Origin of the sequence: Fibrobacter sp. UWB4, from assembly GCF_002210345.1 — a bacterium.
Lineage (GTDB): Bacteria > Fibrobacterota > Fibrobacteria > Fibrobacterales > Fibrobacteraceae > Fibrobacter.
On sequence record NZ_MWQI01000003.1, the window covers coordinates 211870 to 233860 of the forward strand.

Here is a 21991-nt window from a genome sequence, read left to right on the forward strand (position 1 = left end):
ACGCCGCGACAGAGTGCTTGCACTCTGGCATGGCTGAGCCGAAGCCACGGACGGCGTAGCCGTCAATCTCTAACAAAGCGTATCAAAACATTCAAAGGACTGCATCTCTGCAGTCCTTTTTTTGTACATCATCTATCCTAATTTACCACTCATCTCTTTTATCTATATTTTGTGCGAATTAGCAATTGATATTTAGTATTTTAATCCAATGTCCTTGTTTTCTCGTATTTTTTCTTTGTTGGTGTTCCTTGCTGCATTTGCGGGAGCGGTTGAAGTGCAGGTCATTGAAGGCGATAGCCGTGGTCCACGAGACCTTTCGGCGAAAAAGCTGAAGGCTATGGCGACGGTCTATTTGGCGGAATTGGGCTATGTTCCTAGCCATCATATTGAAAAGGTTGGGGTTTCTTTTTCATCAACGAACCCTGTGATGCATCATATACAGATGAAAAAGTTCTTGGCAGATGGTCAAATCGAAACGGATTCTTCTGTGGTCGCGGAAGTGGATGACGTTGACAACGCCGTGGAAACCATGCTCAAGATGTCTTTTGGAAAGGCGTCAAAGATTTACAAAGGCGAAAAACCGGACGAAGTATATTTTATGGATCCCGTATTTGTAGATGTTGAAGACCGTAAGGCGAATCTTGCAACTCAAAGGGCGGAATCGGCTCTTGGGGTGCTTGGGTATAAGCTTTCCGAAAACAGCAACAAGGTCAATGTTCAGCTATTCCTGATAAAATTGAAAGATTATTATTGGGCGGGGATGGTGCGCTTGCACGGTTCCAAGGTTGTCAAGGGCGTTCATAAAAAGTTCTCGCAAGACGAAAATCTGCAATCTATCGTTTATTCGTTGACGAGTCTGGTCATGGATCAGGATGTGGAACTCGATAGCCCTGATACCGAAGTGGTAGATTACTCCAATACCCATGAGGCTCGGTGCCGCGCTACGCAATCTGCAAGTTCCGTCGATGGAGTCTTTGCTGGTCTTTTCGTTGATTTGTTGTGCTATCTTTCTGATTATGTTGGATTTGAAGTGGCCGCTGGTGGTAAGGATCTTTATGGTAAATGGTACCCGAATATGCGATTCGCTTTTGTGTGGGGCTTTTCGGATCATCACTCATGGCTTTGGGAACTGGATTATGCGGGCACCATGGGAAAGACTCAATCCAGATGGGCGTTTGAATCTGTCCACAGGTTCTCGCAGAGTAAGGGGCTTTTTGTCGATATTGTTTGGGGCGGCGCACATGATCGAGTGTATAAAGGCTGGTTCATGGGTGGCGATATAGGGTATAACTTTTTAGCGTCTAGTTCCAAGTCTCATTGGCTGTCCTTGATGTTGCGCTACGATTGGACTTTGAGCCAGTCTTTTTCCGAATCTGGCCGAATTTCGGTCAACTTGGTTTACGACCTTCGCGGTTACTACAGCAAATGACATAAAGGCGTTTGATCCTCTACATCTTTGCAGCGCCCTCTATTATCTATATTTCCGCTGTGCAGATTTGTCCGATAGGTAAATTTTACGGTGATGCCGTTTACAAGTATGACGCTCCTCGACAGGGGCGCTTGTTTGCTGGGCATCCCGGCCGCATTGTGCTGAATCCGGGGATGAATTTCGAAACGGCCCTCCGCGACCTTGATGGCTTCGAGCGCCTTTGGGTGATTTTCCAGTTCCACGAAAACGCTGGTTGGCGCCCGACGACGCGTCCGCCGGTACCGCCCAAGGGCAAAGATCGCGTGGGCACTTTTGCAAGCCGCAGCCCGTACCGTCCGAATCCGATTGGACTTAGCTGTGTGCGACTCCTGAAAGTTGAAGGGCTTACGCTTTATGTCGATGAAGCGGACTTGTTGAACGGAACGCCTGTGCTTGATATCAAGCCGTACATCCCGATGGCCGATGCTTTCCCGGATGCAAAGGCGGGCTGGGTCGAAGACCAGGAACGCGACTTGTGGAATATCGAGACGACTCCCGATTTCGACGAGCGCATCCAATGGCTCTGCGAAAATTCACCGTTCGACATCTTGAGCTTTGTCGAAATCCAGCTCACGCGTGGCCCGTTTGACGATACCCGCCGCCGTCTCGAAATCGATGAAACTGCAAAAACGGGCGTACTTGCCTACCGCACGTTCCGCGTCGATTTCAGCTACGATGAATTGTCGCGAAAAATTGTCCTGACAAGCCTCCGCAGCGGTTACACTCCCGAAGAACTCTACTCGCCCGAAGATAAGTACGGCGACAAGAAAATCCATAACGAATTTATTGAAAAATTTCGTTAAAACGGCGGTCCTGCTCGAAAAACACCGTTTTAGGGCTTAAAAAAACGCCTTTTTGTGCGATTTCTTTTTCACATGTGATTAGAAAAGATTATTTTCAAAAAGAGTTTCAGAAAATAATCGGACGGGGAGATTATGGATAGAAGTACTGTTACCTTTATAGTTATATCCCTTGTATTTATTGCAGCAGCATTGTATCAGGCTGTAGTTTCGTTTCGGTCAAAGCGTGTAGAGCTGAATCGTCTTGCGACCGGGACCGTTTTTGGCGTATTTGCTGTCGTTTTTTACATGGGGCGACTTTTTATTGAAAGTAGCGGCGCCTTCATGGTGTGGACTAGCCTTTGCCTTATAAGCGTTGCCGTGGCGATGTTCTGTTTTGCCCAGTTCTCGGTGCATTTTACCTGCCTGTCCGAGAATAAGTGGGCTCGCTTGTTGTTGCGCTGTTTTTCGTTGGGTCTTGTTCTCGATGCTGTTATCTGGGTTGTCAACCCGTTTTACCCGTGGGCCATTAGGCTTGAATCGGTTTCAGAGCGTATGCTCCTGTCCGTTTCAGACAAAAATGCATTTTACGTTTTTCATCTTGCGCTTGTGTTTACAATGTTTGCAACTTCCATTGGACTCATGCTCTTCCGTTATGCTCGCGAGCCCAAGGTCTACAGAAAACGTTACATCGGGCCGAGCATCATTGTGGCCGTTTTGCTTTTGATTAATGTCCTGCTGGATGAGTTTACGGATCTTGAGCTGGATTATTCCATTGAATTTTATTGCCTGCTCCCGGTTTGCGTGTATTGGTATTCTTGTCGGTTTGCAGTGATTGACCTGATCAATTACTTTAATGACAACATTTTTAAGAATATTGATCGAGGGGTAGTCCTTTTTGATTATAAGGGCAAATTGGTTGTTTTCAATAAAATGGCGGAACAGCTTTTGGCGGGGATTGACCTTAATGTATCGTTGACGCAAAAAGATTTTATGAAGTTTTGCAATATCTCGGATTTCTATTCGGAGTCGGTCGAGGTCTATTCTACTCAGGGCTTCGTGAACCGTGACGATAGAATCCAGCCAATACGTTGTGATTTCCGTAAAATCAAAGGGGATGGCGACTGTTTGGTAGGGAATTTATTTGTAATTTCTGATACTGTGGCTCGTACGGATTTATTGACGGGGTTCCATAGCTGGGAACACTTCAAGAATTTTGTGGCCAAGGACGCTTCGCAGTTTACTTATCCGTTGACGGTTGTTGTCTGTGATCTGAATAACCTGTCCCGCTTAAATAATATGAAGGGCCATAACGTTGGCGACCGTTTGCTGATCGGTATGGCTGATGCCTTACGCGAGGCTTTCCCGCAGGGTTCCTGCTTTGTACGTGGTGAAGATGCAAAGCTCATCGTCATTTGCGATTATATGGAACTTGCCGAAGTCAACGAGCGAATGGAAATCGTAAAGAAAAAGGTGCAGTCGAGTTTCCAGTATGCTGTCGATGGCGCCACAACGTGGAATACAGACATTGTTGATGCGATTGATTCGGCAACGCACACGTTGATGCAAAAGAAGCTGCTTGACAGGAGTTCTGCCCATTCGGAACTTTTGACTTCGTTAGTGCGTGCCTTGCAAGAATGTGATAGCGATACCGAGGCTCACGTGAAACGTACGCAGCGTATGGGGGCCGCGCTGGGTCGTAAAATTGGATTGTCCGATAAGCAGCAAAGTAATCTTTCGCTCCTGTGCTTGCTGCATGACATCGGTAAAATCGGTATCCCGCTGGATATCCTCAATAAGCCGGGCAAGCTTTCGGAAGAAGAATGGAATACCATCAAGACCCATGCGAAAAAGGGCTACGAGATTGCAAAGAGTTCCAAGGGGCTGGTCGAAATTGCAGATATGATTTTGCACCATCACGAACGCTGGGATGGTCTCGGTTATCCCGATGGACTCAAGGGCGAACAGATTCCGCTTTTGTCCAGAATTATTGCTGTTGTCGATTCGTTCGATGCTATGGTCAGTAATTGTTCTTATAGGGCGGCGCGCCCTATCGAAGAAGCGATAGTTGAACTTGAACGTTGTGCCGGTACGCAGTTCGATCCGTATCTTGTTTCTGAGTTTGTTGCAATCTGCCGTGACATAGCGAAGGATGTAAAACCTGACGAGGGCAGGTTCGATCCCATTTTTGATGAAATTGTCAATCGGACGAAAAAGAACGGGGATGAAAATAATAGATCGTTGCATCGTGTCCACAATGTGATGTTTACCCGATACGTTCTAGACATTCATAACTCCATTATCGAAGTGGATGAAAACTTCGAAAAAATGACGGGATTTACGATGGATGATGTCAGGGCGAAATCGTTGAGGCAGCTGGACTTGATTCCAGAAGAAGACCTGACGGAGTACCTCTGCCTTGTTTCCGAAGTCCTTGCCAAAAGTCCGATGCTGTATTGCGAACACCGCCTCAAGCGTAAGGACGGAACCGTTATTTACGTGTTCTGTATTGGAAAGGTGTTCTATGATTCCGTTAGCCGTGAAACGCGTTCCGAGATTATCGTTACGAACAGCTCTAACACCTATGCCATGATGATGATGAAGGGCGAAGCGAAGGAATCTGCTGCTGCCCGTATGAAACTTCTGGAAAATCCGTCCAGCAGGGATTCGCTTACGGGATTCCTGAATCCAGAAACATTCCGGAGAGATGCCGAAGAAAAAATAACATATGGCAAATACAGGGTGATGGCGCTGGCTGTCGATGTGGACGGCTATGAAAAGTTCTGCGAAAGCAAGGGACGCGAGACGGGCGAGAGCTTTTTGCTGCTTGTTTCCGAAGCGTTGAATGATTCCTTGCGCGAACATGATATGGCTTGTCGTTTGGGCAAAGATTTTTTTGTGGCAATGCTGTTCTTTGAAAAGAACTCTCCACCGGGTTATATGTACGACCGTGCGCAGCAGATTTATGATAAAGTTTCTGTGACTGTTTCGTCGGAGGCGGATGCGCCGACGCTATCGATGGGTGCCGTTCTTGATTGCGACCAGGCGAAGAACTATGATGAACTCATCGAAGCCGCCGAGAATCTTATGAGGACTTCGAAAAAGCGGGGTGGTGGCCGTTTGACCGTTTCAGAATAATTTTCTGTGCTGTGCTAAGCTTGCTGTTATTGGACTTCGATCCCGTTGACAAGTAAGTTGGTGATTGCTTCGTCGCTGCCCATTTTACGTTTGTCTTTAATATTGCGTCCAAAAGTTTTATGCCAGTCGAAACTGTCGGGCACGAGCCAGTCGAAAGCGGGCCAAGGCTTAATGAATCCTGGCGGCAGCAATTTGTAGAGCTTTTCTGAATTGATGCTGATATCTCCCACGCGTGGAGGCATCGGACCGCCTTCAATTCGCGGCACTCCGTGGAGGAGTTCGGCGGGGTAGCCGCCAACGGCATTTACGATTTGGCCGACATTGTAGAGTGAAACGCGACGTGGACCGCCGCAGTTGTAAATGCCTGCGGGAAATTTATGTTCCAGGATGTATTGTACGGTGCGGCAAAGGTCCGGACCCGAAAGCGGATTGCGGTATTCGTCGGTGAACAAGGTCGCTGGGCGGCCGGGGCGGAACCGGTACGTGATCCAGTCAATGGCGCCGGCGCATCCGCCAGGTGCGTAGTCCATTGGAAGTGGCACTCGGAGAATCACGACGTCAGGCTTGATGGCGGTAATTGCATCTTCGGCTTCGGCCTGGTGCTTGCCGTAATTGTGGATGGGGTCTTTCGGGTCGGTCTCGACGTAAGGGCGGTTTGGCTTTGTCTTCTCGTCACCGCTAAAGACCATGTCGGCTGAAATGCGGATAAGTGTCGCGTTATAGCGGGCCGCAAACGTGGCTGCATCGACTCCTTGGCTGTAATTCAAAAGCCTGCTGCGGGCGGGGTCGCATTCGCAAGCTTTGAGCGCGCAGTTTCCGCTGGCGTCAATGACGGTCCCAAAGCGGAATTTCTCGAAAAGTTCACCTAAGCGTTCTGTTTCTTCGGCATCTACGCCAAAGACGTTTTCGCCAAAAACGCAGGGATGCTTGATTGGGCGGATTCCAATAACGCCCGGCACGTTCTCGCGAACGGTCACGCTGCCGTACAGCTTGTTGAAATGCCTAAAAAGCGCAAAGCCGGGAACGCCATTCAGCCCGAGAATTAAGATCGGGAGGCGGATTGCGATAATTTCCACTTGAAGTAGCCTGCGATTTGAAGCGGGTGATTGAACGTGCCGTCTGCAACTTTTGCTTGAAATTCCTCGTCCGTGTACAGGAACGTCTCGATATCTTCCGTGTCGTCGAAGCTTGTTTTGCCAAGGCGTTTCACACCGTCGATGAACACAACATGGAATTTTCCGCGATGCCTATCCGGATTCACCGGGAACGACCCGATGTATGTTACAGCGCTATTCGTCATCCTGAGCGAAGCGAAGGATCCAGTAAAGTCTCCGTTTGATTTGTCATGCCCGCCACTGAGCGGGCATCTCCCTTCTTCGAGGCAATAACCGCATTCTTCTTGTAGTTCTCTTATGGCCGCTTCTTTCGGTGTTTCGCCTTTGTCTATAATCCCTGCCGGGAACTCGAGCGCAATCTTGCCTGTTCCGTGGCGGTACTGTTCCGTCATGACCCACTTGCCTTCTGTCGTGCGGGCAAGAATCAAGACCCAGTCGGGTTGCCACAACGTATAAAAATCGTCGATGACCTTGCCGCTTGGCAGCTCGCATGTTTCCTTTGCGACCTTTAACCACGGCGCATCCACCAAAAATTCTGAGTTCAACAATTTCCACGGTTTCATGTTCAAAATTTAGAAAATAGAACGTCATGCCCGCCAGAGCCTGTGCTGAGCGCAGTCGAAGTAAGCGGGCACCACCCCCTCGTTATGCATCGTCATCTTGAGCGAACCCCGGCTTTGTCATTCCCCACTTGATGGGGAATCTCCTTTTCGTCTCTGATTCATCTACATTTACTACTGATTCATTAAATTTTAAAAATTTTTGAAATTTGCAAAATTTGCGTATTTCGGCGAAAAATCGAGATTTTTGTATCATTTTATCTATTGTAAGGCGCATTTAAATGACGTATATTTGAGTTTGTAAGGAGGTTAAAACATGAAACCGATAACCGAATATCAAGATTACCGAAAGTACATGCTTGATTATTTTGACTGGCGAAAGAGAAGTTCTGCGTTTTCGTGGCGCGAATTTTCCAAGATCGCCGGGTTCTCGTCGCCATCATACTTAAAACTTGTATGTGATGGCAAGAGCTCGCTGAGTCGCGTGGGCGTCCCGCTTGTGGCTGCTGCGATGGGGCTGAATGAATTTGAATGCGAGTATTTCAAGCTCATGGTTGAATTCACGAATGCCAAAGACGATGACAAGAAAAAAGAGGCGTTCCTCAAGATGAAGGGGCTTGCAAGTGAACAGCATGCTCGAGTGTTGAATGCGGATGCATTTGATTATTATGAATCGGCGGTGAATTCTGTTGTCCGTGAACTTGCGCCGATGATGCCTGGCGCGCTCCCTGGTGAAATTGCCAAGAAAATCAAGCATACGTTTACGGCGCAGCAAGTCCGCGATTCGCTAAAGCTTTTGGTGAAATTCGATTTGCTCAAGGCGCTTGGTGAAAACGTTTACGAACAAACGGATAAAGTTATTACGGGTTCTGGAGAATCTCTTACGCTGGCTCTCCGTTCCATGAATGGTCAAATGATTGATCTTGCCCGCGAAGCTATTGAAAAAATCGCTCCGGGCGAACGCAACATCTCGGGTGTGACGATTGGCGTGGACGAAGCTACGGTAATACGCCTCTCCGAAGAGGTGGACCGTTTCCGCAAACAAGTTATTGCTATTGCTGGCGAATCAAAAAAAATCAACCAAGTTTATCGTTTAAATTTACAGCTTTTCCCGCTGTCGGAAAAAGTATAAGGAGGAAACCATGAATATCAAAAAAATCATTCTGCTTTCGCTCGCAGCCATGAGCGTGATGGGCGCCTTTACCGCTTGTTCCGATAATAAAGTGGTGGGGGCTGATGAACAGTCTAATACTGTGGCTGAACGTTCTAGTTCGTCTGTAGGGCCGGGGTCATCGAATTCTTTGGATGAACATGGGGTTCAATGGTCTGCTAGGACCATTCTCAGAAGCGTGTCGCAAGGCACTGCGGCAACTGTCTTTCATATGATGGGAAGCTCTATTGTTGAAGTCGATTCTGTGACGGCTCGTGAATCTTATGACAGGACGGTTCAATCAATACTTGATTACGATGTAACGTTAAGAGTTGCTGAATTTGATATTAAGTACGATACCATTGCTATGCCTGCTTTTGAACATCCTTTTAATTCCTCAACCTATGCGATAATGAAGGACGAAAATGGCTTGACGTATGGAGAAATTGCCTTGCATGGAGATATAGCTCCATTGTCCTATAGTATATATTGCAATGGAGAGAAAGATATAAGGAGCATCTATAGTGTAGATTGGGGGAACGAAAACAACTTCACTGAAGTTAATAAATACTTGCGTTCGGCCGATACTACTTTGTTGGAACTGTTCAAGCAAGATTGTGCCCTTGAAAATGGAATATTGGACTCTGCTGATTTTTATATTCCTGAAATATATTGTACGGTTGCGCCCCAAAAGGTAGATAGTGATCCGACTTACAAGGATCCTAATTGGAAAAAGTTCGCAACGGGTATTGCTGAAGGTTGCGTGTCCACCACGGAAAATCTTGATTCATATTTTGATTGGATCGATCTTTAAAAATTAGTATCCCATATCTCCTGAAATAAAGCAGGCTTCCGCTCATGAGAGCGGGGGCTGTTCATTTAACCTTATCACCATAACAAGAAGCCCACTTCTATCGTAGTGGGCTTTCATTTGAATACAAATTTCTATGAATCTTTCAAAAAACATTTTTCTTTCGATTGTAACATTGAGTGTCATGGCGACATTCTGTGCTTGTTCCAATCTGGAAAATACAGCACCAGAAATGATGGTTGATATTTATAAAACTCAATCTGGTAAAGCGTATGCTATGGGAGGCGTAGGCAGTCAGAAATTTATTGATTCTGTTGATGCTCAAGAATCCTATAATAGATTGGTTCAGTCGTTTTTGGAAAATGGTTTTGTTGATTCTTGTATGTCTTGCGAACCGAGTCCGGCTGATAATCCTGATCTTGATCCGCTGTACTATTTTTCTTTTGTCTCGATGAAGGAAGAATCTGGTGTTGTGCATTTGCCTGTGGAAATGATAAGTTATGCTTCTTTAAAAGAATTTAGATGTAGTTTGAAGTTTAAACTTGAAAAAAAACGACCCGAATTGTATCAGCTTGGTGCGGTTGCTACTGCGGATGGAGTCGTTTTTTACAAGTCCTTGTACACTTACGATTTTGACGATGAGATGGAATTTAAGGCGGATTGTATTATCGAAAACGGCTCTTATTCAGAATCTGCAGTAGGGTGGGTTGATCTTGATGATGGAACCTTTAGAGCGAATGCTGTTTGCAAAGTTTTTGCGAAAACGGATGTCTATTATGATCCATATTGGAAAAAATGGGTTTCAAAGCTTATTGATCATTGTAAAACCGAAGAGGAAATCCTCTAAGAACTCCTTGAAAACGTAGAAGCCCGCTCCGATTGGAGCGGGCTTTCCCTAAACCACAATTTTGTTGAATTACTTGATATTCAAGGTCCAAGCCTTGCCGCTTGGCAGCTCGCATGTTTCTTTTGCGACCTTTAACCACGGCGCATCCACCAAAAATTCCGAACTCAACAATTTCCACGGTTTCATGTTCAAAATTTAGAAAATAGAACGTCATGTCTGTCGCTTGCAATGTCATAATCCTATAACTCCTTAAAACAAAAAAACTCCCGCTCAACTGAGCGGGAGTTTTTCCTTAATCAGCAATTTTTTACTTGATCTTTAAAGACCAGGCCCTGTTGCCGATTTTTACCACATATACACCCTTCGCGCCAGTGTAAACCTTCTGTTCGCAACCGATGCCTTTCGTTGTGCGAATGATGTTTCCGAGGCTGTTGAATACGGTGATATTTAATCCTTGTGCGTTCTGGACGGTGATGTAACCGCTAGCGTCTACGTATGCGGCGAGATGACGACCGTCAAATGCTTGTTCTATGAGTCCTGTTGTGCTGCTCGAAGACAGTTCTGCTTCGCTGGAGGAACTTTCTGGAGCGCTGCTAGAAGATTCCGGAGCGGCGGCGTCGGCGTTCTTCACGACAATCTTGCCTGCGTTCGGAACGGCGTCAAAGTAAACATAACCGCCATCGACTTTGGATTCGAGCTTGGCATCGCCCTGCGTGACTTCAACCTTGCTCCAGTCGGTCTTCACCTTGATGGAAAGCGGATAGTCGTACTTGGAAATGTTGTCTGCGATGCTGTGCTTGAGTTCGAACGTCATGGTGTTTGCGGCACCGCCGTCCTGCGGTTCAATCTTAGAAGCCTTGCGTTCCTTGATGTACATGGCGACAGAGCCCATCGGGGCAACCCAAATGTCCTTGTCGTTCTGCTGTGCCCACTTGAGGGCTCCATCGATAGCGTTGAGGTCGGTCGGGGAGTAGTTGGCGTTGCCGTTGGTCTTGCCCTGGAATCCGTGCGTGAGGAATGCGACCCAGCCGTTGCTCTTCACGACGTTCTGCATTTGACCGGTAAAGTCGTTTGTGCTCTTGAGCTGGCCTTCGGAACCTGTCATGATTGCCGGGGTCTTTGCCCAGTTGGAAGGACCGTCCTTGCCCATGGCATCGGACATGCCTTGCCAGCTACCGTTGCAGATACGGCCCACGATGTAGTTCTGGAGAACAGCGCTTTCGTTGGGTACGTTGCAGTTCGGGTAGGCGACCGTAACGATGCCGTACTTCTGCTTGATTTTGCCTTCGATATTTTTCTTGGAGGAGGCTTCTTCGCCGCTCATGTTGTTGCCGTGGCTATTGCTGTGGCTTGCGATTTCGTGACCTTCGTCGGCCAAACCCTGGAATCCGCTCCAGTTGGGGTTCCAGTTTACAACGAGGTTGAAGGTGGCCTTGTAGCCATATTTTTTGAATGTCGGACCTGCATCGGTCACGTGGCTCGGTGCGCCATCGTCAAATGTAAAGGACGCTGCGCCCTTGCGGAAACCCGACCAGGTTGCAATTTCTGCATTCTGAGCGAAAGCAGCGCTTGCTGCGAACATTCCAACTGCGACAGAGGCAACAGAAATTTTTTTGTAGTTCATATCCACACCTTGTTAATATGTATTATGCAAAGGTAATTTAGCTCCATATATAAGGAAGCGTCCTATGTTAAATTTATTTTTGTTGTATAGTAATGCAACGGTAGGCGTTGTCATTCCCGGCGCCTGTCCTCGCTTGACGGGGATGACCGGGAATCTCCTCTTGTAGCGTTTTTGCATTGTCATTCCCCACTTGATGGGGAATCTCCTTCTTGTAACATTTATTTATCAATAAATCTTGATCAATTTCTCTGAAAAAAGCGTGTTAAATAAGTAGACATTAGGAGAAACAATGAATAATAACTATTACGTTTACATATTGACGAATAAATACAAGACCGTCTTTTATACAGGTGTAACTAATGATTTGTATAGAAGAACTCTTGAACATAAAATGAAAGTTAATGATGGCTTTTCTGAAAAGTATAATGCAGATTGTCTTGTTTACTATGAACTCTTTTTCAATATTACAGATGCTATAAAGCGAGAAGAAAGACTAAAGCGTTGGAAACGTAAATGGAAGATGGAATTGATTGAAAAGTTTAATCCGCAATGGAAAGACTTGTTTGAAGAAATAGGAGATGCCTGCTCAGTGGCAGGCATGACAGTTTAAAGAGTCGCTCTAAATTCTATATTTCCGCGCATGGACTTGCAATCGATTCTCTCCTCCGTTCTGGATGAAGTTTACGAAAAAAATGAATACCCTGCACTTGCGGCGCTCGAAAGCGAATGGACGCACACACGCCCGTTTGATGGCTTCCGTGTGCTGGTGGCGACTCCGATTTACCGCAACACTATGACCGAATACCGTGCTCTCGTGGCGGGCGGTGCGGACCTTCTCGTGGGCTTTTCGGGAATGAACGACCCCGATGTCGTGGACTTTATGAGGGAATGGGGCGTGCCTGTGGTAACGCCTGCCGAAATGCTCGAAGCGGAATCTCGCGGCGAATTTGTGGACTTGGTGCTCGACTGTGCGGGGCCTTTTGCGGTGCTCCATCCGAAAATTGGCTTTGTGGAACTCACGCGTTCGGGTGTACACTATTATAAAAATGCCGAAAAACCGGTTTACGTTGCCGATAGCGGTATCGTCAAGCGAATCGAAACCTCCTTGGGCACGGGCGATGGCTATTTCCGCGCTCTCGAAAAGCTGGGCTTTGGTGGCGATTTCGAAGGCAAGAAGTTATTGGTTTTTGGTAGTGGCAAAGTCGGTTCGGGAATTGCGCTCCAGGGTGTGCGCCGAGGCTGCAATGTGACTGTTGTGACGGACCTAAAACGCGGACAATCTCAAACCGCGAATTCCGAAAACGCTGAACATTCCGCGGCTCCTGAAACAATGCCCGCAGGCGATTTTTCTGCCGTCCTTGAGCAAAATGACGTGGCTGTCGTGGATTGCCACGATTATGCGATGGTCGCCGCCTTGATTGAAAATACGGATTTTGTTGTGACGGCGACGGGTGTCAAAAATGCCCTTGCTGCCCCGGAATTGACGGAAGCACTTCTCTCGACCCAGGCAAATCTCGCCAATATGGGCGTTGAAGATGAATACGGCGAATCAGTTCCCGCCGAAAAAGTGCTCAATGATAAAGGTCCGCTGAACTTCATTCTTGAGGAGCCTACGCACTTGAAGTACATTGATACGTCACTTGCGCTCCATGCTGCCCTTGCCGAACGCTTGGTTCAAGAAGCCGCGACTCTTGAAGACTCTTCCGATGCTGCTTCTGCTGAAAATTCCGCCGGACTTCGCTTTCCGCCGCAAGAAATTGAACAGCGCTTGCTCACCATCGCTATCCAAAATGGCGTCATCGGCCCTGAAATTTGCAGCATGCTCGGTGGCATTCCCACCGAAATGGACTAGGTGCGACAATGACTCCCGAGAATATGAAAAAGGTCGTCGATCTCTGCAACCAGATTTCGAACATCACCTACGAGAATTTGACGAAAATCATCCGTCTGGAACAGACGGGGAGCGCCACCGGCGCTCGCAAGCTCGACGATAGCGACCAGAACGATATCGATTCCTGGATGGGCGGGGGCACTTGCTTCAGCATGACGTGGCACATGTATCAGGCACTCACGGACATGGGGTTCAAGCCGCGCCTTGTGATGGGCCACAAACGCAAGGAACGCAACATCCACTGCGCGCTTATCTTGCCCGATCCAGATCCTTCGACTCCAAGCCTGCGGCTTTCCGCTCAGGATGACACTGCGCTGCATGCGCCTCTCTCATCTCTAGTCTCTAGTCTCTCGTCTAATTCCTACCTCCTCGATCCCGGTTATTTGATTTTCGATCCGCTCCAGATGCCGCTCCCGCAGCCTTTTGGCACCGGCGAAGCGTTTTTCCCGCTTTCCCCGAACTGCGTGCGTCTCGTGCGCCCGACGCTTGAATCGATGGAACTCTGGACAGGTGGCGCAGGCGCGCCAATGAAGCTCCGCTTCGAGTACCCCGTTGAAGGCGTCGCTGTCGAAGAATTCAAGCACCACTGGAACGAGAGTTTCTACCGCGAAATGATGACCTACCCGGTCTTGAACCGCCTTGACCGCGAAAAAGGCATCCAGTATTACTACCAGAAGGGAAACCTCGTCGTTCGCAGCAGCACAGGCTCGCAAATGAAGCGCATTGAGCCCGCCGATCGCGTGCAGACCCTCAGCGATATCTTCAAGCTTTCGCCTTCCATCATCGAGCAGGCCCTCCAGATTCTTGAGAAAAAGCACTAGGCTTTGCTGACCTTGTCATTCCCGGCTTGACCGGGAATCTCCTTTAGAGGAATGGAGGTGCCCGCTCATTGGCGGGCATGACAGCTAAGAGGTGTTTTTAATATTCAAATTAAAAGCTTGGCAATTGCCCCCAAATTTTCTATCTTTGCGCGCGAAAAAACGAGGATTTTGCAACGTTTTCCGCATTTTGCGGTTATCTTGAGCGGCTCTGCGCATCCAGCGCCACCCATTTGCGTCTTGCTGGCCTCACGGGTGTTTAATGGAAGATGTCATAAACAACAAAAAGCTTAACGCGATGGGGACGGCTAGCATCCCGAAGATTGTCTTGCAGTTTTCGGTCCCGGCTATCATCAGTATGCTCGTCGAAGCGCTCTACAACATTGTGGACCGCTATTTCGTAGGCCAGGGCGTCGGTAGCCTCGGCATCGGCGGCATCACCATCTGCTTTCCGATTGCCCTTTTCATTATGGCCATGTCCATGATGATTGGCGTGGGCGGCAACACGCTTTTTGCCATCCGCCTCGGCGAACGCAAGTACCAGCAGGCGGCCATCATCCTCAACAACTCCTTTGTATTGCTCATCATGATGGCGGTGAGCTCCTTTACGCTCGGCCAAATTTTCATGGTGCCGCTCCTCAAGCTCTTTGGCGCAAGCGATCAGCTTTTGCCCGTGGCTTCGAGCTACATGCGCATTATCTTGTGCGGTGCGATTTTCCAGACGATTGTCCCTGGCATGAACCATTTTATTCGCAGTATGGGCCACCCGAAAACGGCCATGACCCGCGTGATGATTGGCGCTGGCAGTAACGTGATTCTAGACTGGCTTTTCATCATGAAGTTCAACTGGGGCATTGAGGGCGCTGCTTGGGCGACTGTCTTGAGCCAGTTCATCGGCGGCCTTGCCGTGATGCAGTTCTTCGTGAAAAAGACGACGCCTATCAAGGTCAACCGCCGTTACATGAAGCTTCGCCTCCCGTACGTGCGCAAAATCTTCATTCTTGGCCTTCCGCCGAGCATCATGCAGATTAGCAACAGCCTTGTGAACGCCATTTTGGCCCGCAGCCTCACATCGTATGGTACTCGTGACTTGCCGATAGTGAACGGTATGACGGGTGGAGACCAGGCAATTGCCGCATTTGGAATCCTGATGAGCATCGTTTCCATGATTGTTTTGCCACTCATGGGCTTTGTGACGGGCTCTCAACCGATTATCGGGTACAATTACGGCGCAAAGTACAATAACCGTGTCCGCGACACGCTCAAGTTCACCATGCTCTATGCTACCGCTTTCATCGTGATTGCGTGGATTCTCGTGATGACGAATACGCTTGCGTTTGTGGCGCCTTTTGTGCCGAACGACCAGAACATGCAACAGCTCACGTGCAAGGCGCTCCGCACCTTCATTTGCATGATGCCGTTTGTACCGCTGGGTATGGTGTCGGGTAACTTTTTCCAGGGAACGGGCAAGGCTTGGCGTTCGATGTTCCTGAACGCTTGCCGTCAGCTCATTTTGCTGATTCCGTTCCTGTTTATTATGCCGCGTTTCTTCGGGCTTCGTGGCGTGTTCATGGCGCAGCCTATCGCTGACTTTGTGACGGCCTTCATCGCCATCATCATGCTCCGCGCCGAACTCAAGAACATCCCGCGCATCTAGCCCTGTCATTCCCCTAACGGGGCTTGACTTGTTCGCCTCGGATATAGAAACATGCAAGCATGTTTCTGCATCACTCGGCTCCTTTGTCATTCCCGCCTCCGAGCGGGAATCTCCATCTTGTCGCGTTTATCCCGCAGTGTTGAGCAATCCATCGCTTTCGGCGATGATCTCGTTCATCTGCGTGACTTCGGCGCTCTGGCGCGACACAAGCCCTACTGAAATCGTCACCGGGATTCTCGAATCCATCCACGAGAATATATGGCGCTCAATGGCAAGGCGCAACTTCTCGATGCGTTTCTTTGCGTCATCGGGAGAAATCCCGATCATGAGGAGCAAAAACTTTTCGCCGTCGTATCGTGCGAGCAGGTCGGAATCGCGCTTCTCATCGTTCAAGAGCCTCGCGACTTCCTTTAAAATCAGGTTACCGCACATTTCACCGCAAGAATCCGTGAAACGTTTGAAGTCGTCCACGCGGATCAATGCCACATGGATAAATGCGCCCACACGGCGGGCGCAAACGAGTTCACCTGCCGAGCGGTCCATGAACGCCTGGTGGTTCAGAATTCCCGTCAGCGAGTCCATCGTTGCCGCTTCGTAAAGTTCGCGGCTAAAAGCCTCCTCGTTCGGATCCTTGTAGGCAATCTTCAGCACCATCTTGCCAATCTGGAGCCTGTTGTCCGAATCGAGAATCTGCTTGTGGATGTAGTTGCCGTCGACGAATGTTCCGTTCGTGCTGCCGAGGTCTTCGACGGTCACGCTCTGGCCGTCGAACGTGAGCGCGCAATGCCTGCGGCTTACCAGTTCGTCCTCAAAGCGGATGTCGGCGTCTTGCCCACGACCGAGCACCACGGTCCCTAATTCGAGCGGAAGCTCTGCGAACTCGCTTTGAGGGTACAGCACGATCAAGTGCGGATGAACGGTCATCGGTTTTAAAATTTCCATAAAATCCCTTGTTAATCCCTGTCCAAATATAGGACCTTTTGACAATGTCGTCCTCGCCTTCGGAGCTGTCGTTCCCCCTTCTAAAATCAAAAACAGCTAACTATATATAATACGCTTATGATACGGCGTATGCAACGTTGATTGTAAAGTTTCTGTTACTAAATTTTTGTTTGTAAAATATTTAATACAAACATTGTTGAAATAATGTGATTAAGTCTGTGGATTTCTTTATATAAATTTTTTTTCACATTTCTTTAATAGAAAAAATTTCCTTTTTTCCTTAAAAAAAGTAGATTTCGCATGGTGTGGTCTATCAAGAAGGCTGGTCTTTTTGATATTCCGCGTGGTCGGAGAGAACCGAAATGGATAGAAATACAATGAAGAACAGAATCAAATCCTTAAGATTGTGGGTGTTGAGCTGTGCAATGCTCATTGCCGGTGTCCAAAGTGCATCGGCATCCTTGGCTGGGTGCGAGGGAACCGTTTATCTCAAGCTCCCTGAAGGTTGGACGACCGCTTATTCCGTTGCTGGAGGTCAGTTCATTGGGTTCAAAAAGAGTACGCAATACCCAAGTTGGTATGAAATTTCTTCTGCTTTAATTGGTGGCGCGAATCCGCAAAATGAATTCAATATCTCGAAGGCTTTGAATGACTATGGTCAGACCGGTGGCATAACGAGGACTGTAATCGGTTCCAATGTTCAGTTTGGAACTGGAACGGGTTTTACCTGTAAGGATTTCGGGAAGAATACAAATGAACTTTGGATTCAGCCTGATTTTGACGATCCTACCAAGCCTTATGTCAAAGGAGAACCTCCTGACGTAAAGTATTTCTATGTGTTCTTGCCGAATAACGAAACTTGGAAGAGCGCCGTGCCGTTGCTTGTTGAAGATGGCAAGGATCACGAAATGAATATCGACCCGGACAACTGCGGTTGGTATTTCAGGCGCTATGTGGATGAAGCTCTCCCGTCCAGCATTTTTATTCGTCGTGATGATGATGAAGATAAAGCCGATATGATGGGCATGGATGGTGATGCTCAAACTGGTGCGGCCGGGGCCCTGACTCCTATTGCGTTGGGTTCTATTTACAAGGCTTTCGAAAAGGATGCTAAGTTCCAAGGTGGTGTTTTCTTTGTTGCTGATGGTGCAAAAGCCCAAGACAATCCTAGTGATGTGCCCGGCTGGTATGTCGAACGCCCCCCTGTTACGGGAACTTGTAGCTATCCTTTGGCAGCTTTCATTTACGATACTGATGCTTCGCTCCACGGTGCATTTACCTGTAGCCATTATGAACAGCAGTGTGATGGCAATCCTGATGTTTGTAAGAACAACTCCTGCTTCTATAGCACTGCTAAGTATAATGTTGTTCCGAATGCTTCGGAAGTCGTGCCTTGTATTGGCGTGAAAAAGGGCATGGTCGAAGATACGCTTTACCGTGATGGAAATGGCAAAAAATACATGAAGCTTACCGCTAAAGGTAAGACATGCTTCGGTTCTGATGCCGAAAACGCTTTCAAGGCCATGTTCAACTATACGCCGGGCGTGAACGAAAAGTACTGCTTTAACATGACCTTTGAACAGACTCCTGATGGCAAGTACGAATTTGAATCAGATACTTATAGGAGCCCAGGTGCGACTGCTGTCGGTGGCTTCTACCCTGCGGAAGAACCTCCTCTCGAAATGGGCATGAAAGACCCTACCAAGCCGGTGATGCTCTCGGAACGCCTGCCTGCAGCCGAAAACAAACGTCGAGCTGAAGGCCCCGTATTCTTCTGCCCTGATTATAACAATTCAAAAACGACGACTCCAGAAGGTCTCCGTACGATTCACCCGACTGAGGGTGTTGCTTTGAGCGACTTGATTTGCAGTGGCCCGGGTTGGGAAGGCGGTATTGACTGCGAAGGCCTCTTTGCTGCTGGTGGAGAATTTAAGGAAACGGAACAAGCTGGTGTTCTAATTCGTAAGAATCTTAAAGTGAGCTTTGAAGGTGACGGCTGGGGTTGGGGATGCCAGCAGATGGCTCCGATCGGTTGGACGTTCTATACTGAAAACTCTGAAGATTCTGTTGGTGTAATGGCTGTAAAGAATCAGCCGCCTGCTAAGGGGCAATACCGTTGGACTTCTGGTTCGGATGATTCCAAGGTCCTTACAACGGAAGGCCGTAACCAGCACTTCTGCTTTGAATCTCATGCGACATTCCGTTTCAAAAAGGGACTGAAGTTCAGCTTCCGTGGAGACGACGATATTTGGGTGTTCATCAACAACAAGCTTGCTGTGGACCTTGGTGGTACCCATCTTGCTGCTCCGGGCTATGTTGATTTGGACAAGTTTATGGGTAGCTATGCTGTAGTTGGTACTTCTTACCCGATCGATATCTTCTTCTGCGACCGCCGCACTACGATGAGTAACGTCCATATCAAGACGAACATGTTCATTGAACAGAAGTCTGGTATTACTCCTAATGAAAGACATGACCGCAAGGACTGGAATACCACTGGTACGAACCACGTGTATCTTTGCTATAATGAATCCAGCAATGGATCCTGCGCTGCTGAAGCCGATCCGGATGCTAAGGATATCGAAAAATGTGGTGATGAAATCAAGGATTTGAAAACGAGCTTTGTGCTTACGACGGATAAGTCCAATACCGATCCGACGGCTGTGAAAATCACTGCTGAAGAATTTGCTCAGAAACCGGTGCAGTTTGATGGATACATCAATGTTACCAATCCTGGCGAACCGACGTTTAACGCAGACTCGTTGCGCAACTACTTGAAGCCGGGTATTTACTACCTTATTGTTACTATTGAAAAGCAGAGCTATCCTCTCACGATTACAATCAAGGGTTCTGTCAACGTGGCTAACCGCGATGCCGTCTTTGTTGATGGCAATAACAACAAGAGCCTGGTTTACAAGCATATTTCGAGCAAGATGGCTTCTACTTTGAAGGACGATGGTACTCCAGACCCGGACCAGATGATTCCGCTCTATATTGCATCTATTACGGATCCTTGTAACAATGTTCCTACCTGCACGGATCCTCTTGAAATGTCTGAATCAGGTGATCAGTATTCTTTGAAATCCACAAATCAGAATGTTCTTTTCTATGAAATGAAGAATGGTGTCTTGAACAGCATTGATCCGGCCGCAAAGCGAACCCCGAGTGCTTCAGGTATCGATACGGTTTACGTTACGATTCCGTTTGACGGTATGACGAAAGCTGTCGAAAAGGCTGAAATCTCTGTTGTGGGCGGTAACCGCAAGGCTGAACTCTCGTTCTTCGTTCCGAGACTTAAGTTTGTCGCTTCTGCAACGTCGATGGATGAAGTCAAGGGCGATAAGGATACTGACAAGCGCTTGAAGGGCACTGCTTATGAATTCTATGTTGTCGCTGTTGATGATCGCGATAGCCTTTGCACCACCTGCTCGCACATTAAGCTCAAGCAGGGCCAAGGCTCTGATCCTGGCGTTGACATGATTTCCGATGCCGAATTGATTAACGGCCGTGTGACGATTACCATTAGATCTTCTAAGGTCTACGAAAGAAAGGCTGATGGTTCTGGTACTGCTACATTTGAAATTCGTGGCCCGAGCAAGAACCTCATGGTCGCTACTTACAACAACATGCAGTTCCAGGAACCGCCGGTTCCGACTCCGCAGTTTGCTGACATCTTCGACGTCTATGGTGCTCCGGTTGGCGAAATGAATATGCCTCTCGAGTACTTCGACAAGAATAAGGACTATCTCGACGGTATCGGTGACTCCATTGTCGTCTACTACCATCGTGAATTCAATAAGGACTCTCTCCCGGAAAAGATCGAAATTTCCTGGAGCACGGATACGACGGTTGTCTTTGACGCTGCTGCAATTGCTGCCGGTTCTGCTTGCGGTGTTGCTAAGGGCGCCTCTGCTGATACCCTCTGCTTGCCCAGAATTACACTCGGCGGTAAGGATATCAAGCTCTCCAAGAAGGTAAAGACTTCTGGTATGGGCAAGCTCAAGTCCTGGGCTACATACTGCCCGAGACGTAAGGATGATGGTACTTGCGGTACGACTCCTGTAACTCAGGATTACGATGGCATCATCTACGACCGTATTGCTCCGGTTATTATCTCTGCTAGAGCAATGACGGATACTGATGAGGATAAGGCTCAGTTGAAGATCACGTTCTCTGAAGAAGTTCAGAAGACGGCTCAGGGTGTTGGCGAAGGTGATAAGGTGTTCTCCTTCTATATCAACAACACCAAGACCCCGACATTCCATGAAAGCCTTCCGCTTCTCACGGGTATTGCTTTCCCGCAGATCCTTGGTGAAAACTTGATCTTGACTTATGACAAGAAGAACGTATTCCCGCAGTCTGGTGACTACATCCACTTTAGAAGCATTGGTGGTGTTGGCCTTGTGCAGGATAGGTCTATGTACGATTCTATTCCGGGTGCTGATTCTATTCGTGCTGAAACAAATCACCTGTGGAATACCGCTCCTGGTTTCGATGCTACTGATCGCGTACCGTCTCCGTGGGCACTCGTCTCTGGTGACGTGAATGCATACATTGTAAGACTTGTCCCGGATGCAAAGGATGGTGTTCCGTCTGATCTCACAGATCCGACTGCACTCCCGATCACGGAAGTATTCACCTTTGATGCATTCAAGGATGAAAATGACTTCAAGAATGCCATCATCGATAAGAATACCGATTTTGATCCGGAATTCCGTAAGTATGGGTTCTTCCCGCATGGTTGGTTCGCTAAGGTTGATTTGGGCGCAATGGTTGAATCTAAGGAAGATTCTGTCATCTACCAGCTCGACAAGGTTTATTTCGACTATGAAATTCAGGTCTTTACGAACCTGGGTTCCCATGTCTTGACGAATCACAAGCGCATCTACTGCGAAGATAACAAGAACTTCAAGGAAAACGGAAAGTACTACTATGGTGGTGCGAATGCAAACTGCGTTGAAAACCGTAAGAACTTCTTTATCGTGTGGAACATGAAGGGTGCCAAGAACCGCCTTGTGGGTACTGGTGCTTATGTTTCCAAGATCAAGGCTTACGCAAATCTCGGTTCTCGCGGCAAGACATTCAAGTCCAATAAGACTGAAATGTGGGGCGTTCGCCACAACTCCCATATCAAGGGTACTATTCCTGAACCGAAAAAGTAGTCTTAGACATTTGTAAAAACTTTAGAAAG

15 protein-coding genes are annotated in these 21991 nt (G+C 48.0%); 11 read left to right on the forward strand and 4 right to left on the reverse strand.

The genetic code is table 11. The features are described 5' to 3' along the window. The first annotated feature begins 208 nt into the window (after nt 1-208). The 3 genes from B7990_RS07620 to B7990_RS07630 all read left to right on the forward strand — a co-directional run bounded on the left by B7990_RS07620 (nt 209) and on the right by B7990_RS07630 (nt 5385). Nucleotides 209-1429 (forward strand): hypothetical protein, encoded by a 1221-nt coding sequence (locus B7990_RS07620; RefSeq protein WP_088640393.1) that lies wholly within the window; start codon nt 209-211, stop codon nt 1427-1429. A gap of 11 nt (nt 1430-1440) precedes the next feature. Beyond that, entirely contained in the window at nt 1441-2271 is an 831-nt protein-coding gene (tsaA, locus tag B7990_RS07625) for a tRNA (N6-threonylcarbamoyladenosine(37)-N6)-methyltransferase TrmO (RefSeq protein WP_254917391.1), read from the forward strand. A gap of 132 nt (nt 2272-2403) precedes the next feature. Further along, nucleotides 2404-5385, forward strand: coding sequence for an HD domain-containing phosphohydrolase (locus B7990_RS07630; RefSeq protein ID WP_088640394.1), 2982 nt, complete (start codon nt 2404-2406; stop codon nt 5383-5385). A 26-nt stretch (nt 5386-5411) separates the two neighbouring features. On the opposite strand, the gene B7990_RS07635 is transcribed toward B7990_RS07630, so the two are convergent. Next, nucleotides 5412-6461 carry a sugar nucleotide-binding protein gene (locus B7990_RS07635; protein ID WP_088640395.1) on the reverse strand — a complete coding sequence of 350 codons (1050 nt, stop codon included), beginning with the start codon at nt 6459-6461 and terminating at the stop codon, nt 5412-5414. Beyond that, nucleotides 6428-7063 (reverse strand): NUDIX hydrolase, encoded by a 636-nt coding sequence (locus B7990_RS07640; RefSeq protein WP_088640396.1) that lies wholly within the window; start codon nt 7061-7063, stop codon nt 6428-6430. Before B7990_RS07640 ends, B7990_RS07635 begins: the two co-directional genes overlap by 34 nt. Nucleotides 7064-7376: 313 nt before the next feature. On the opposite strand from B7990_RS07640, the gene B7990_RS07650 reads away from it, so the two are divergent. From B7990_RS07650 to B7990_RS07660, 3 genes are all read left to right on the forward strand, one after another. After that, nucleotides 7377-8192: a TIGR02147 family protein gene (locus tag B7990_RS07650; RefSeq protein ID WP_088640398.1), complete on the forward strand. Its 816-nt coding sequence runs from the start codon at nt 7377-7379 to the stop codon at nt 8190-8192. A gap of 10 nt (nt 8193-8202) precedes the next feature. Next, nucleotides 8203-9024: a hypothetical protein gene (locus B7990_RS07655; protein WP_088640399.1), complete on the forward strand. Its 822-nt coding sequence runs from the start codon at nt 8203-8205 to the stop codon at nt 9022-9024. A 133-nt stretch (nt 9025-9157) separates the two neighbouring features. Continuing rightward, nucleotides 9158-9868 (forward strand): hypothetical protein, encoded by a 711-nt coding sequence (locus B7990_RS07660; protein WP_088640400.1) that lies wholly within the window; start codon nt 9158-9160, stop codon nt 9866-9868. Nucleotides 9869-10175: 307 nt separating this feature from the next. On the opposite strand, the gene B7990_RS07665 is transcribed toward B7990_RS07660, so the two are convergent. After that, a complete protein-coding gene (locus B7990_RS07665) occupies nt 10176-11492 on the reverse strand; it encodes a polysaccharide deacetylase family protein (RefSeq protein ID WP_088640401.1) in 1317 nt (438 codons plus the stop codon). A 289-nt stretch (nt 11493-11781) separates the two neighbouring features. Here B7990_RS07665 and B7990_RS07670 point away from each other — a divergent pair, with 289 nt between their 5' ends. From B7990_RS07670 to B7990_RS07685, 4 genes are all read left to right on the forward strand, one after another. Then, entirely contained in the window at nt 11782-12102 is a 321-nt protein-coding gene (locus tag B7990_RS07670; RefSeq protein ID WP_088640402.1) for a GIY-YIG nuclease family protein, read from the forward strand. 30 nt (nt 12103-12132) lie between these two features. Then, the gene (locus B7990_RS07675; protein WP_088640403.1) at nt 12133-13344 is read left to right on the forward strand and encodes an NAD(P)-dependent oxidoreductase; all 1212 of its coding nucleotides are present in this window, start codon (nt 12133-12135) and stop codon (nt 13342-13344) included. Nucleotides 13345-13367: 23 nt separating this feature from the next. Then, the gene (locus tag B7990_RS07680; RefSeq protein ID WP_254917392.1) at nt 13368-14204 is read left to right on the forward strand and encodes a hypothetical protein; all 837 of its coding nucleotides are present in this window, start codon (nt 13368-13370) and stop codon (nt 14202-14204) included. A gap of 259 nt (nt 14205-14463) precedes the next feature. After that, nucleotides 14464-15858, forward strand: coding sequence for an MATE family efflux transporter (locus B7990_RS07685; RefSeq protein WP_088640405.1), 1395 nt, complete (start codon nt 14464-14466; stop codon nt 15856-15858). 126 nt (nt 15859-15984) lie between these two features. On the opposite strand, the gene B7990_RS07690 is transcribed toward B7990_RS07685, so the two are convergent. Continuing rightward, entirely contained in the window at nt 15985-16800 is an 816-nt protein-coding gene (locus B7990_RS07690; protein ID WP_088640406.1) for a GGDEF domain-containing protein, read from the reverse strand. Nucleotides 16801-17162: 362 nt separating this feature from the next. Here B7990_RS07690 and B7990_RS07695 point away from each other — a divergent pair, with 362 nt between their 5' ends. Further along, nucleotides 17163-21962, forward strand: coding sequence for a fibro-slime domain-containing protein (locus B7990_RS07695; protein ID WP_088640407.1), 4800 nt, complete (start codon nt 17163-17165; stop codon nt 21960-21962). Nucleotides 21963-21991: the final 29 nt, after the last annotated feature.

Bases quoted from the DNA above. Each gene is read 5' to 3' on its own strand.
- B7990_RS07620 (WP_088640393.1), top strand. From the start codon at position 209: ATGTCCTTGTTTTCTCGTATTTTTTCTTTGTTGGTGTTCCTTGCTGCA.
- B7990_RS07630 (WP_088640394.1), top strand. From the start codon at position 2,404: ATGGATAGAAGTACTGTTACCTTTATAGTTATATCCCTTGTATTTATT.
- B7990_RS07640 (WP_088640396.1), bottom strand. From the start codon at position 7,063: ATGAAACCGTGGAAATTGTTGAACTCAGAATTTTTGGTGGATGCGCCG.
- B7990_RS07650 (WP_088640398.1), top strand. From the start codon at position 7,377: ATGAAACCGATAACCGAATATCAAGATTACCGAAAGTACATGCTTGAT.
- B7990_RS07655 (WP_088640399.1), top strand. From the start codon at position 8,203: ATGAATATCAAAAAAATCATTCTGCTTTCGCTCGCAGCCATGAGCGTG.
- B7990_RS07660 (WP_088640400.1), top strand. From the start codon at position 9,158: ATGAATCTTTCAAAAAACATTTTTCTTTCGATTGTAACATTGAGTGTC.
- B7990_RS07665 (WP_088640401.1), bottom strand. From the start codon at position 11,492: ATGAACTACAAAAAAATTTCTGTTGCCTCTGTCGCAGTTGGAATGTTC.
- B7990_RS07670 (WP_088640402.1), top strand. From the start codon at position 11,782: ATGAATAATAACTATTACGTTTACATATTGACGAATAAATACAAGACC.
- B7990_RS07675 (WP_088640403.1), top strand. From the start codon at position 12,133: ATGGACTTGCAATCGATTCTCTCCTCCGTTCTGGATGAAGTTTACGAA.
- B7990_RS07680 (WP_254917392.1), top strand. From the start codon at position 13,368: ATGAAAAAGGTCGTCGATCTCTGCAACCAGATTTCGAACATCACCTAC.
- B7990_RS07685 (WP_088640405.1), top strand. From the start codon at position 14,464: ATGGAAGATGTCATAAACAACAAAAAGCTTAACGCGATGGGGACGGCT.
- B7990_RS07690 (WP_088640406.1), bottom strand. From the start codon at position 16,800: ATGGAAATTTTAAAACCGATGACCGTTCATCCGCACTTGATCGTGCTG.
- B7990_RS07695 (WP_088640407.1), top strand. From the start codon at position 17,163: ATGGATAGAAATACAATGAAGAACAGAATCAAATCCTTAAGATTGTGG.